15 protein-coding genes are annotated in these 13,495 nt (G+C 47.2%); 3 read left to right on the forward strand and 12 right to left on the reverse strand.

Annotation, left to right across the window (positions count from 1 at the left end; genetic code table 11):
• Positions 1 to 6: 6 nt before the first annotated feature.
• The 10 genes from pdxJ to rpoE form a co-directional block, all read right to left on the reverse strand.
• Positions 7 to 738 carry a pyridoxine 5'-phosphate synthase gene (gene pdxJ / locus KIV40_RS01400; RefSeq protein ID WP_005426507.1) on the reverse strand — a complete coding sequence of 244 codons (732 nt, stop codon included), beginning with the start codon at positions 736 to 738 and terminating at the stop codon, positions 7 to 9.
• A complete protein-coding gene (recO, locus tag KIV40_RS01405; RefSeq protein ID WP_005426504.1) occupies positions 735 to 1,466 on the reverse strand; it encodes a DNA repair protein RecO in 732 nt (243 codons plus the stop codon). The genes pdxJ and recO overlap by 4 nt, the downstream gene beginning before the upstream one ends.
• A gap of 128 nt (positions 1,467 to 1,594) precedes the next feature.
• Positions 1,595 to 2,557 carry a GTPase Era gene (era, locus tag KIV40_RS01410; protein ID WP_005531651.1) on the reverse strand — a complete coding sequence of 321 codons (963 nt, stop codon included), beginning with the start codon at positions 2,555 to 2,557 and terminating at the stop codon, positions 1,595 to 1,597.
• Positions 2,550 to 3,227 carry a ribonuclease III gene (gene rnc, locus KIV40_RS01415; protein WP_005449793.1) on the reverse strand — a complete coding sequence of 226 codons (678 nt, stop codon included), beginning with the start codon at positions 3,225 to 3,227 and terminating at the stop codon, positions 2,550 to 2,552. The genes era and rnc overlap by 8 nt, the downstream gene beginning before the upstream one ends.
• A 21-nt stretch (positions 3,228 to 3,248) precedes the next feature.
• Positions 3,249 to 4,148, reverse strand: coding sequence for a signal peptidase I (lepB, locus tag KIV40_RS01420; protein ID WP_005426502.1), 900 nt, complete (start codon positions 4,146 to 4,148; stop codon positions 3,249 to 3,251).
• A 104-nt stretch (positions 4,149 to 4,252) separates the two neighbouring features.
• The gene (lepA, locus tag KIV40_RS01425; RefSeq protein ID WP_285347775.1) at positions 4,253 to 6,046 is read right to left on the reverse strand and encodes a translation elongation factor 4; all 1,794 of its coding nucleotides are present in this window, start codon (positions 6,044 to 6,046) and stop codon (positions 4,253 to 4,255) included.
• A gap of 127 nt (positions 6,047 to 6,173) precedes the next feature.
• Entirely contained in the window at positions 6,174 to 6,644 is a 471-nt protein-coding gene (locus tag KIV40_RS01430; protein WP_045384556.1) for a SoxR reducing system RseC family protein, read from the reverse strand.
• Positions 6,641 to 7,606 (reverse strand): sigma-E factor regulatory protein RseB, encoded by a 966-nt coding sequence (gene rseB, locus KIV40_RS01435; RefSeq protein WP_285347776.1) that lies wholly within the window; start codon positions 7,604 to 7,606, stop codon positions 6,641 to 6,643. Before rseB ends, KIV40_RS01430 begins: the two co-directional genes overlap by 4 nt.
• The gene (locus KIV40_RS01440) at positions 7,603 to 8,229 is read right to left on the reverse strand and encodes a sigma-E factor negative regulatory protein (RefSeq protein WP_285347778.1); all 627 of its coding nucleotides are present in this window, start codon (positions 8,227 to 8,229) and stop codon (positions 7,603 to 7,605) included. Before KIV40_RS01440 ends, rseB begins: the two co-directional genes overlap by 4 nt.
• A 26-nt stretch (positions 8,230 to 8,255) precedes the next feature.
• Entirely contained in the window at positions 8,256 to 8,834 is a 579-nt protein-coding gene (gene rpoE / locus KIV40_RS01445; RefSeq protein ID WP_134976362.1) for an RNA polymerase sigma factor RpoE, read from the reverse strand.
• A 600-nt stretch (positions 8,835 to 9,434) separates the two neighbouring features.
• Here rpoE and nadB point away from each other — a divergent pair.
• Positions 9,435 to 11,042, forward strand: coding sequence for an L-aspartate oxidase (gene nadB / locus KIV40_RS01450; protein WP_285347780.1), 1,608 nt, complete (start codon positions 9,435 to 9,437; stop codon positions 11,040 to 11,042).
• A 33-nt stretch (positions 11,043 to 11,075) separates the two neighbouring features.
• Here nadB and KIV40_RS35545 read toward each other — a convergent pair whose 3' ends face one another.
• Positions 11,076 to 11,516: a protein YgfX gene (locus KIV40_RS35545; RefSeq protein WP_309145832.1), complete on the reverse strand. Its 441-nt coding sequence runs from the start codon at positions 11,514 to 11,516 to the stop codon at positions 11,076 to 11,078.
• Complete coding sequence (locus tag KIV40_RS01460) at positions 11,464 to 11,724, reverse strand: succinate dehydrogenase assembly factor 2 (RefSeq protein WP_005429937.1); 261 nt, start codon at positions 11,722 to 11,724, stop codon at positions 11,464 to 11,466. Before KIV40_RS01460 ends, KIV40_RS35545 begins: the two co-directional genes overlap by 53 nt.
• A gap of 236 nt (positions 11,725 to 11,960) precedes the next feature.
• Between KIV40_RS01460 and ygfZ the strand changes: the two genes are divergently transcribed.
• Positions 11,961 to 12,929, forward strand: a complete 969-nt coding sequence (gene ygfZ, locus KIV40_RS01465) for a tRNA-modifying protein YgfZ (RefSeq protein ID WP_285347781.1) — start codon at positions 11,961 to 11,963, stop codon at positions 12,927 to 12,929.
• Positions 12,922 to 13,395: an aminoacyl-tRNA deacylase gene (locus KIV40_RS01470; protein ID WP_038891909.1), complete on the forward strand. Its 474-nt coding sequence runs from the start codon at positions 12,922 to 12,924 to the stop codon at positions 13,393 to 13,395. The genes ygfZ and KIV40_RS01470 overlap by 8 nt, the downstream gene beginning before the upstream one ends.
• Positions 13,396 to 13,495: the final 100 nt, after the last annotated feature.

The following is a 13,495-nucleotide window of genomic DNA, read 5'->3' on the forward strand; positions in this document are numbered from 1 at the left end:
ATCTGATTACTTGCGAGCCGCAACCATGATGGCTTTCATTTCTGCCACAGATTTTTCTAGACCATCGAAAACCGCACGGCCAATGATCGAGTGACCGATGTTCAGCTCGTAGATTTCTGGCAGTGCTGCGATTGGTGCAACGTTGTGGTAAGTCAGACCGTGACCTGCGTTTACGATGATACCTAGGTCATCAGCATAGCTCGCGCCTGCTGCGATCTTCTTCAGCTCATCTTGCTGATCTTCTTCTGTTGTCGCGTCTGCGTAGTGACCAGTGTGAAGCTCAATGTAAGGTGCGCCACAAGCTTTTGCCGCATCGATCTGTTGACGGTCTGCATCGATAAACAGAGATACTTTGATGCCCGCTTCGGTAAGTTTTTGCGTTGCCGCTTTCACTTTCTCAAGTTGGCCTACAACATCCAGACCACCTTCTGTTGTCAACTCTTCACGTTTTTCAGGAACCAGACAAACGAACTCAGGCTTAGTTTGTAGCGCAATCTCAACCATCTCGTCCGTTACTGCCATTTCAAGGTTCATACGAGTTTGAATGGTTTCACGTAGGATACGTACGTCACGATCTAGAATGTGGCGACGGTCTTCACGTAGGTGGATGGTAATACCGTCAGCACCGGCACGCTCTGCGATCTCAGCAGCATGAACTGGATCTGGGTATTTAGTACCACGTGCATTACGTAGAGTGGCAATATGGTCGATATTAACGCCTAAGTAGATTGAGCTCATTTTCCGTTACTCCGTGCTCGATATGTCTGAATGAATAATTCGCGACTTTTTAAAGGTTTGCCGCCAAGATACGGCTTTAATGCCATACGTGTAAAGCGTTTCGCCGCTTTTAATTGCTCTTTAGTGACGAACCGCCGTTCACTAATCGCAATCAATTCATTACCTAAAAATGTCAGGTTATCGCGCCTCACTGAGGCTATGAATCCCTTTTGCTCACGATAGCGGTAAGTCATCTCAGGATCGACTGGCTCCCCCGTCCCGGCGCAGTGTAAGAAATCGACGCCATAACCCATTGAAGACAGCAGGGCCAATTCAAAACGACGCAACCCCGGTTCAGGGTTATCACTCTGAGCCAATTCCGTTAGTGCATGCAGATAATCATGAAACAGCGCAGGCATCGGCACTTCCGCCATTAACACGCGCCCGACTAATTCATTTACGTACATTGCGGAGTAAAGGTTTATCCCGAACAACGGCAAACCCAAACTGATTGGCTCAGCCTGACGTAAGGTTTTCATCGAACCTTTGCCAGACCATTTCAGCAATAGTGGCGTGAAGGGCTGTAATGCCCCTTTAAGATTAGAGCGTTTGCTGCGCGCGCCTTTCGCCATCAGTGTGATACGACCATACTCCTCGCTGAATACATCAAGGATCAAGCTCGATTCACTGTAAGGGCGTCGGTGCAATACAAAGCAGCGCTGGAAGCCTTCTGAAGACTGGTTGCTCATTTCAATCAGTGTGCCTAAGTCGGTAATAAAAAATAAGGAGCCAAGCGGCTCCTTATTTTAATCGATATTATATTTTAGTCGATGTTGGAACGAAGTGTCTTCGTTACCAAACTTACAAGCAACCAAACTTACAGGTCGTCGATGTAACCTAGTGAGCGCAGAGCACGTTCGTCATCTGCCCAACCAGATTTCACTTTTACCCAAGTCTCTAGGTAAACCTTACGACCAAATAGCTCTTCCATATCTAGACGCGCTTCACGACCAATTGTCTTGATCTTCTCGCCGCCTTTACCAATCACCATTTTCTTCTGACCATTACGTTCAACAAGAATTAGGGCGTTGATATGGAAACCATCGGTTTCTGGGTTGTAGTCGAAGCGCTCAATCTCAACTGTTACTGAGTATGGCAGCTCATCACCCGTGAAGCGCATTAACTTCTCACGTACGATTTCTGATGCCATGAAACGCTGAGAGCGGTCCGTCACGTATTCTTCTGGGAAGTGGTGCGTTGCTTTCGGTAGGTGATCGCGTACGTGCTTGCGCAGTACTTCAATGTTCTTACCGTGTTTTGCAGAGATTGGCACAACGTCAACGAAGTCCATCTTCTTCGACATGTCCATCATATGCAGCATCACTTCGTTACGATCTTGCACGTTGTCTACTTTGTTCACACAAAGCACAACTGGGAAGTTCGACTTCTGAAGCTTAGTCAACACCATCTCGTCGTCGTTCGTCCAGTGCGTACCATCCACCAAGAAGAACACTAGGTTCACATCACTTAGAGATGAGTTTGCCGCACGGTTCATCAAGCGGTTAATCGCGCGCTTTTCTTCAATGTGAAGTCCTGGTGTATCTACGTAGATCGCTTGGTAATCGCCGTCTGTGTCCACACCCATGATGCGGTGACGCGTCGTCTGCGGTTTACGAGACGTGATCGAAATCTTCTGACCCAAGATTTTGTTCAGAAGTGTCGACTTACCTACGTTTGGACGACCAACAATCGCAATGAAGCCACAGTGTTGGTTTTCTGGTGAACTTACTTCACCGTGTGATGCGAAAAACGCATCGATATCGAATTCGTTATCAGCCATTCGTTAATTGCTCAAGTGCCGTTTCTGCAGCCGCTTGTTCTGCCTTGCGGCGGCTGGTGCCTTTACCGATTACAGGCTTATCCACACCTGCTACGTCACACTCAACCGTGAACTCTTGGTTGTGCGCTTCACCTTTAATATTAGTCACTGTGTAGACAGGCAGCGGTTTTCTTCTGCCTTGCAGGAACTCTTGTAGGCGAGTTTTTGGATCTTTTTGTGATACGCCAGGCTTGATCGCCTCAAGACGCGAGTTGTACCAACTCAGTACAATACCGCGAACTTGTTCAATATCACTATCAAGGTAAATCGCACCAATAATGGCTTCTACCGCATCGGCTAGAATAGAGTCTCGGCGGAAACCGCCACTCTTCAATTCACCTGGACCTAATTTTAAATAATCTCCTAGATCGAATTCACGACCCAGTTCCGCCAATGTGTGCCCACGAACCAAGGTCGCGCGCATACGGCTCATGTCACCTTCGTTCACTTTCGGGAAACGATGGTACAGATCATCAGCGATGACAAAACTTAAAATTGAATCGCCCAGAAACTCAAGACGTTCATTGTGCTTACTGTTGGCGCTGCGGTGAGTCAGCGCCAAGTTGATAAGCCCAGCATCCTTAAATTGGTAGCCGAGCTTTCTCTCTAGTTTCTCAATTGGAGAATTCATACTCTCTCGATATTTGAATGGTTAGTGAATACCACCGATGCGATTGAAACGCACACCAGTTGGAATCCATGAAGGTAGAACGCTGTCTGCGCCACGATCAAACTCGAAGCTGATCCAGATCGCTACAGCTTTACCGACTAAGTTTGCTTCTGGAACAAAGCCCCAGTAACGGCTGTCTGCACTGTTGTCACGGTTATCACCCATAACAAAGTACTGACCTTGTGGTACAACCCACTCGTTAACACCTGGACGTGGCTGGTAGTTCTGCACACGATCACGAGCGAGTGGATTCACCAGAATTTGGTGTTCAACCTCACCCAATTTTTCATTCATCTGAATCAGAGGAATGCCATTTTGGATGAATGGGCTCTCTTCAACATTGCTCAACTTAACTGGCTTACAAGTTGATTCACCTTTCGACTGAATACATACCTGCTTATCCGCAGAGTAACGAACAGTATCACCTGGCAAACCAACCACACGCTTAATGTAGTCAATGTTTGGCTGAGGTGGGTATTTGAATACTACGATGTCGCCACGTTCTGGCTTACCAGTTTCCACTAGCTGAGTGCGCCATACAGGATCTTTCAATCCGTACGCGTATTTCTCCACCAAAATGAAGTCACCCACTAGTAGGGTTGGCATCATTGAGCCTGAAGGGATTTGGAACGGTTCATAGATAAAAGAACGTAATACTAATACGAATGCAATCACAGGGAAGATAGACACACTGTTCTCTACCCACCACGGTTGGCTTTCTACTTTTTGTAGCGTCACCGCATCCAGACCATTTGCTGTTTGCGCTTGGATCTCCGCTACTTTCGCTTGACGTTTTTTCGCAAACACGAGCTTTTCTAGTAGCCAAACTACGCCAGTTACCAAAGTCACGATAACTAGAATCAGTGAGAATGTATTCGCCATTAAATTCCCTTATCTAAAAATACGAAAGTGAAAGAGCCGAAACCCTTTCACTTATTTTACTATCTAACGTCTTATGACAGACAAGAGTACGAGATAGTTCAACTCTAGTCTTTACCAACGTGAAGAATTGCTAGGAACGCTTCTTGAGGCAGCTCTACGTTACCGATCTGCTTCATACGTTTCTTACCTTCTTTCTGTTTCTTCAGAAGTTTCTTCTTACGGCTCACGTCACCACCGTAACATTTCGCGATTACGTTCTTACGTAGCTGTTTCACTGTAGAACGCGCGATGATGTGGTTACCGATAGCCGCTTGGATCGCGATGTCGAACATCTGACGAGGAATGAACTCTTTCATTTTCTCAACAAGCTGACGACCACGAGTCTGAGACTGATCTTTGTGCGTAATCAGCGCTAGCGCATCCACTTTGTCGCCGTTCAGTAGTACGTCTACACGTACCATGTTCGATGCTTCAAAGCGTTGGAAGTTGTAATCCAGAGACGCGTAGCCACGTGATGTCGATTTCAAACGGTCGAAGAAGTCCAGTACCACTTCAGCCATTGGGATGTCGTAAGTGATCGCAACTTGGTTACCGTGGTAAACCATGTCCACCTGAACACCACGCTTCTCAACACATAGTGTGATTACGTTACCTAGGTAGTCCGCTGGTACTAGGATGTTACAGCGCGCGATAGGCTCACGGATCTCTTCGATGTCGTTAACCGCTGGCAGTTTTGCTGGGCTATCAACGTACATTGTCTCACCGTTAGTTTGCTCTACTTCGTAAACTACGGTTGGTGCCGTTGTAATTAGGTCTAGGTCGTATTCACGTTCTAGACGCTCTTGGATGATTTCCATGTGCAGCATGCCTAGGAAACCACAACGGAAACCAAAGCCTAGTGCTGCTGAGTTTTCTGGCTCGTAGAATAGCGATGCATCGTTTAAGCTAAGTTTACCTAGTGCGTCACGGAAGTTTTCGTAATCATCAGAAGATACAGGGAATAGACCCGCGTATACCTGAGGTTTGACTTTCTTAAAACCAGGAAGTGGCTCCTCACTGCCGTTTTTAGCCAGTGTCAGCGTATCACCTACTGGTGCGCCTAGGATGTCCTTGATGCCACAAACTACCCAGCCTACTTCGCCAGTACGCAGAACATCAGTGTCCACTTGCTTAGGTGTGAAGATACCTAGACGGTCTACACCCCAAGTTTGGCCAGTGCTCATAACTTTGATCTTGTCGTTTTTCTTCAGTGAGCCGTTTTTAATACGAACCAAAGAAACAACACCAAGGTAGTTATCGAACCATGAGTCGATGATCAGCGCTTGAAGTGGCGCATCTGGATCACCTTCTGGTGCTGGAATTGCTGATACGATGTTTTCTAGAACATCATCTACACCGATACCTGTCTTTGCAGAACAGCGGGTAGCTTCCATTGCATCAATACCAACGATTTCTTCAATTTCTTCCGCAACACGCTCAGGGTCTGCAGCTGGTAGGTCAATCTTGTTTAGGATTGGCACAACCTCAAGATCCATTTCGATCGCGGTATAACAGTTAGCTAGCGTTTGAGCCTCTACACCCTGACCTGCGTCAACCACCAGTAGCGCACCTTCACAAGCGGCTAGAGAACGTGATACTTCGTACGCAAAGTCAACGTGTCCCGGAGTATCGATGAAGTTCAACTGGTAAGTTTCGCCGTCTTTAGCGGTGTAGTTCAGCGTCACACTCTGAGATTTGATGGTGATACCGCGCTCACGTTCAAGATCCATTGAATCCAGAACCTGTGCGGCCATTTCACGATCGCTTAATCCACCACAAACTTGGATTAGACGGTCAGATAGGGTCGACTTACCATGGTCGATGTGGGCGATAATCGAAAAGTTACGAATGTGCTTCATAGATTTAGGGTGACTAACTCTTTACAAATAGGGACAGTAAGAAAGCCGTCAGTTGACGGCATTTCAATCAAGTTGGCAGATTCTACCCAATTTCGTTAACGGGCGCACCTTATTTAAAGTCTAGAACTTATTGAATAGGTTCACCGAGAACTCGAATAAGGGTAACTTGGCGCTTTGACTCATCTTCAAGCGGGCGTGACACACGTTTTGCGAGCCACATACCACCAGCCGCAAACAACACCGAGGATAGGATAGTAATACCCTCACCACCTGCCGTTAAAGGTGCGAGCAGGAAGTTGCCAATCACGGCACCGAGAATCAAACCAAACAAAGGAAGAAGGTAGACCGCCATAGCAGATTTGATCAGGCTTGATTCAGGAAAACCGATTTCCACGACTTGACCAACTTTGACGGATTTTGGAGTACGCAAATGCCACGACAGCGTTTTGTTACCAATCGCTTTAGTAACCACGCCTGTGCCGCAACTTTTTTGCGATGAACAGCTGCTGCAACTGGTTTGTTGCTCACAGCTGAGATCGACATCGTATTGCTGACCGTGACGGTGAACACCCGTCACGGTAGCCAATGCAGTCATCATTGCACTTCACTCTTTGTTACATTAAAAGTGACCGATTGTGCGATACGCTGAGCCGTTGTCGGTGGAATATCACCAACGACGGAAATTTCGTGATTGCCGCTTATAAAGCTATGCAACGTGCGACGACCTTGACGAACCAGCTGGCCTTTCAACGAGTGCTCGTCTTTGTTCGCTACGTACACAGAGAAACTAAATAGTCCATCAGAGTACAGTTGGCTTTCTACCATTTGGTCGGTCACTGCCATACGGTAGCGATTCAGTTCATTTGGATGGAAACCTTCAGGCGTCCAACCTACATTCCAGTTACTCGTTCCAATATCACCTTTTGGCATTGTCAGAACCGCCGGCAACTGAACTTCTTCTAAGCCACTCATCAACTCAGCAATCTTAGGGTTTACTGAGTAAGAGATAGTACGGTATTGCTCAAGCATTTCACCATCGCGGTCAACTAGGTCAGCACGCAGTGGCAAATGGCTCTTCTCATCAATCCACAACACATATGAATAACGCAAGCCATCTTTTGGCACAATACGCAGTACTTGTGTTGGTACGCCAGCTTCACGCGCACGCCCCACTTTTACGTAGTCGTAGTACAAGTTTAGCTCGTCAATATTGGCATTCAGCATTGGCATGATGGGAGCGACCATTTTACCCGATTCAATGGTAAACGGTTCTGCGCCAGTTTCGATGTAGCTTACTTCAGTGCCGCGACGGATCACTTCACGTACGGGACCACTTAAGTACACAAGGTGTGCGTACTGGTCTTTGTCGTGAGTCGCATGACGATACAGCAAAGGTTCAATGCTGTTCTTTTTGATAAGGATATAAGAGAGCTCGTAGCTTAAATTCTTGCTCGCCTCGCTCATTTGATGCAATAAAGCCTCCGCTGGCTTATCACCAGCAAAGGCTTGCGAACACATCAGACTGAACAGAGCGCAAGCGCTGATCAGAAATTTTTTCATTCAATATCCGGAGTCAGATGTGCATCTTGCTGAGACGCATCACTGTTAATTCTTAGCTGCAATTCGTAGTCACGAAGCATAGCATGAACGCGTTTGCGTTGCTCTTGCATATTTGCTTCACCAACTGAACGCTCTACGGATTCACGCGTCAAGCTTACTGGTTCAGCACTGCCCGCGAATGGCACAGTCTGAAGTACAGGAAGTTGGTCTGCTTGCGGCGACATTGGGTCGCTACCACCATACTGCTGTACGCCTAGTATCACAACAAGTGACACACACGCAGCAACGGCTACTTGACCAAACTGAGTCAACCATGCAGGCAACTGGCGTTTCGCTTTTTGTGGCTCTGGTTGCGACTCTTTTGACGCGTCGTTAATTGAAATTACGTTAGCACTGCGCGAATCGATAGCACGATGCACAGGCTCGTCTTCTAACGCTAACGCTACGCTTTCAGCAATATTCCACTCAGGCTTTGCTGGCGCTTCGCCTCGCATCACATCACCAATTAGGTGATAGTTCTGCCAAGCATCACGGCTCTCTTGGTCTTGCTCTAATTCTTGAATTAAAGCCTTATCGACCAATTCTCCATCCATGAGAGCTGAAAGTTTTTCTTTGTCAGCCATTATTTTCACCATAGTTATCACTTGTACTAGCGCTGCAAAAGAGGTTTGATTTTCTTTTCCACCGCCTCACGAGCACGGAAGATACGCGATCGTACCGTTCCCACCGGGCAATCCATTACTTCAGCAATTTCCTCGTAGCTTAAGCCATCAAGCTCACGAAGAGTCATTGCGGTTTTTAAATCTTCAGGTAAGGCTTCGATTGCACTGAACACTACCCGTTGCAATTCTTTGGACAACGTTAAGTTCTCAGGGTTCGAAATTTCTTTAAGTGCATTACCTGTTTCGTAAAATTCAGCTTCTTCAGCATCCACGTCTGTTGCTGGCGGTCTACGACCTTGGGCAACAATGTGATTTTTCGCAGTATTCACAGCAATGCGATACAGCCACGTATAAAACGCACTTTCCCCACGAAAACTAGGGATAGCTCGGTAAGCCTTGATAAACGCTTCTTGTGCTACATCTGGAACATCGCCAGGATTACTTACGTATCTGGCGATAAGGTTACATACCTTGTTCTGGTACTTTGTTACCAGCAGGTTGAATGCTTGCTTATCGCCATTCTGAACTCGCTCAATCAATACTTGATCGGTCAGCTGCTCGTTCATTCGAGCGGATACTCCTATTTGTTATGCCCCTACTCTTCTCAGATATGGGTACTAATTATGCAAAACGTAGTATTGACACCACTGCTTGGACACCACTGCTTGGACACCACTGCTTGGACACCACTGCTTGCTTGAGCACTATTGTGACTCCGACGTGAATGAGAAAGTTCCATGGTTTCTCAAATTTTTTGTCATTGCTTTTTCACAGTGTGATGTCATTAGCCAAATCCCGCTCCTCGTCCGACTTAAGTCTCGTTTTGACAAGCGAGCATACTGATGGGGAAATGGGTATAATGGATGATCTCTGTCCCAGATTGTGCTGGGTAGAGCATAGAAAAGCAATGGCATTGACAAACTATTACTTTTCATTTGCATGGCTAATGGCTATCAGAACATCGCGTTGCAAACAAAACTCAGGAAGCATCCTCATGCCCAAAGCATGGAAAAACAAGAGTGGCTGAAGTCACCAAAGTAACGCCGATTTCGATACGTCTCCCAACTTAGCCCTTAGCGACGGATGTCGCGTTAATGGAATGCACATGGTGTGCAAAATATACACAAGGTAGCCTTGTTACCTTAGCTTGGGATTGTAAAAGTAATATGAACACAAATCGTAAACATGAATGTGATGTGTTAGTGGTAGGGAGTGGCGCCGCAGGCTTGTCGTTAGCTTTGCGTGTCGCAAACCACTGTAAGGTGATGGTTCTAAGTAAAGGACCACGCAGCGAAGGCGCGACGTTTTACGCGCAAGGTGGTATCGCTGCTGTATTTGATGAGTCAGACACGATTGAGTCTCACGTTGAAGATACGCAAATTGCCGGGGATGGTATCTGTGATGAAGAGACCGTTAAATTCATCGCGGAAAACTCAAAAGAGTGCGTGCAATGGTTGATTGATGGCGGTGTACCATTTGATCGTGAAGACGATGATTCTGACGATGAACCACGCTATCACTTAACTCGCGAAGGCGGTCACAGCCGTCGCCGTATATTGCACGCTGCCGATGCAACTGGCATGGCAATGCAAACCTCTCTGCAAGACAACGCACACTGCCACCCAAACATTCATGTTCTTGAACGTCATAATGCTCTGGATTTGATCACCGAAGATAAAATCGGCGGCGACAAAAACAAGATCATTGGTGCTTATATTTGGAACCGCAACGAAGAGCAGGTAGAAACTGTTCGCGCTAAATTTGTTGTACTGGCAACGGGCGGCGCTTCCAAAGTTTACCAATACACGTCTAACCCAGACGTATCATCCGGCGATGGTATTGCAATTGCCTGGCGCGCAGGTTGTCGCGTTGCGAACATGGAATTCAACCAATTCCACCCGACCTGTCTGTTCCACCCAGAAGCGCGCAACTTCTTACTGACAGAAGCATTGCGTGGAGAAGGCGCGTATTTACGTCGTCCTGATGGTTCACGTTTTATGCCGGATTTCGACGAGCGTAAAGAGCTTGCTCCACGTGACGTCGTGGCTCGCGCGATCGACTTCGAAATGAAGCGCTTAGGTGCTGACTGCATGTACCTCGACATCAGCCACAAGCCAGCGGATTTCATTACTAAGCATTTCCCAACCATCTACTCTCGTTTGATGGATTTGGGTATCGACATGACTAAAGAGCCGATCCCAATTGTACCAGCAGCGCACTACACATGCGGTGGCGTCATGGTCGATCAAAACGGTCATACCGACCTGAAGAACCTCTACGCGATTGGTGAAGTGAGCTACACTGGCTTGCACGGTGCGAACCGTATGGCATCGAACTCACTACTTGAGTGTGTGGTTTACGCATGGTCGGCAGCCAAAGACATTCTTAAACATCACAACGAAGTAGAACTAGCACCGCAAGTTCCATGTTGGGATGAAAGCCAAGTGACCAACAGTGATGAAGAAGTGATCATCCAACATAACTGGCATGAGCTGCGCCTGTTTATGTGGGATTACATGGGCATCGTTCGTACCGATAAGCGCCTTGAACGAGCACTGCGTCGTATCCAGATGCTGCAACAAGAAACGCACGAGTACTACAGCCACTTCCGCGTATCGAACAACTTGCTAGAGCTACGTAACCTGCTGCAAGTCGCAGAGTTGATGGTACGTTGTGCGATGCAGCGTAAAGAGAGTCGCGGTCTGCACTACACCTTGGATTATCCAAACCAGCTAGAAAACAGCGGCCCAACGATTCTTACGCCAAACAAATAGCTCTGGTACTAAAAGTAACCGTCAGATACAAGATCAAATGGGGGCTTCGGCTCCCATTTTCCATTGACGTAATATCAAACACAGTTGGCGATAAGCCACATCCTCACAACTGTCTCGCCAGATTGTCGCACTTTCCCCCGACGTTAATTCAAACGTCACTTTGAACGCCGTAGCCGAAACATCAACGCTAGATAATGTAGAGGTTTGCTTGTCATTACGTACCGTGCCATCACGATGTAAATACCAACCGCCACAGGCTGAAGGCACGACAAAGCCGCCTTGCATTTGGCTGCGAAGAATCAGTAATAACAGATAAGTTGATAAGACGAGTGGGATGTCAGAACAGATAAGCGCCCAAACGCAACCTAGGAGAAGAAGTTGGTTGGCAATTTGGGCGTATAGAGACGTGTTAACCTTGAGATTAACGAACCTTGCTGAGGTTGTGCGCGACAATTTTATCAACCATCGATGCATGACCTAGGTTTTCGCTGCGACCGTGTCCCATTACCCAAGTAAACAGATCGGGATCATCACATTCTAATAGTGAGACAAAATCACGCTGCTCTTGCTCATTCAGTGCATCAAAGCACTCTTCAAAAAACGGCATAATCACCACGTCAAGCTCAAGCATGCCACGACGACAAGCCCATTTAATACGCGCCTTTTCTTCCGCAGTGTACATTCAGTATTCCTTCATAGATGTCTTGTTCTTAGTGCGGAGTGTAACAAGGGATGTGCAACGTCACTAGTGTGCGGGTCACAATATGTAGCCAAGTCGCTGCAAATCCTGAACGCATTTAATAAACAAACGTTCAGCTGCGCCAAACACCTCAAAATCGCGTGGATATATTGAGTGCTGACAAATACCGATTCTGCATTTAACATAGCTGAAAAATATCTTCAAAAGGCATTGTAATCATGGAATGGCAAACTCGCTTTTCACCACTGAACCTATCGACACAAGACGCACTACCTGAGCTGTCTATCTCGCTATTGGATAACCTGGGCATGATCACCATGGTCGGGGATGACAAAAAGTCATACCTACACGGTCAAGTTACTTGTGATGTGGTTTCTCTTGAGAAAGACCAATCAATGTTGGGGGCCCATTGTGATGCGAAAGGTAAAGTGTGGAGCGTCTTCCGCCTATTCCACCATAACGATGGCTACGCAATGGTTCAGCCGAAATCAGCGATTGAAGTGGAACTGAAAGAAATCAAAAAGTACGCGGTGTTCTCTAAAGTGACCATCGAAAAGTCTAGCGACGTTGTGCTAGGTGTCGCTGGTGAGAATGCCGATGCGTTCATCTCAACATTAAATGCTGATTCTGGCGAAGTGCGTACTGTTGAAGGTGGCACTGCAGTCAAAGTGGCTTCAAACCGCTGGTTACTTGCGCTTACAGCAGAAGCAGCACAATCGTTAGTGGAAGGTAGCCAAGCAACGCTGCCTACTCATGAGCTTTGGACCCGTTTCGATATTGAAGCAGCACTACCATACGTGGCAGCAGACGCGCAAAACGAGCACATTCCACAAGCGCTAAACGTACAAGCGCTCGGTGGCATCAGCTTTACGAAAGGCTGCTACACAGGCCAAGAAACCGTAGCACGCGCGAAATACCGCGGCACCAACAAACGTGCAATGTACATTGTTAAAGGTGCAACCGCTGAAGCCTTAGGTAAGGGTGCGATCGAATTGGAACGTAGTGTCGGTGAAAACTGGCGTTCAGTAGGTGCATTGCTCACACATTACCAATTCAGCGACAACCAAGCGATGGGGCTCATTGTGTTACCAAACAACCTAGACGATGACACTCGTCTGCGCTTGGTTGCTCAGCCAGAGTGCGAATGGGAAATCGCAGCACTGCCGTACAGTCTTGACGATGAGTAATACCATTCATACCCCTTTGATGCAGTTTTTGGCGGACCAGAACATCGAGTTTCGCCTTCTTCCTCATCAAAGGCCAGCAACAACCATTGAGGATGCCGCGCAACAACGCGGCATTCGCCCTTCTCAAATGGTCAAAGCGATTCTTTTGCGCGATATGGGGAACCAATATGCGCTTGCCTGTGCTCCAGGTGATCGTAGCGTTGATCCAAAGAAGGTACGCGCATTACTGCAGTGCCGTCGTATGACGTGTGTTGATCAAGCGGACGTAGAAGCGATTACCGGATACAAGATTGGTACTGTCACGCCACTACTTTTAAAACGCTACATGCCGATCGTGTTTGACCCAAGTTTGCTTGAAGAAAAAGAAATCACCATTAGCAGCGGTGATCGCATGGCAGGCTTAGCGCTGTCCATCGATGATCTCATCCAATTGTGCCAACCAACCATGGCTGATATCTGCCGCTAACATGTAATCGAGCGCAGGATTCTCACTCCTGCGTGATCTCACTCATATCTCGCCGATTACATTAAAGAATTTTTAATCATTTTAAAAACATAAATAGTCA

The sequence above is a fragment of the Vibrio sp. D173a genome (genome assembly GCF_030248475.1).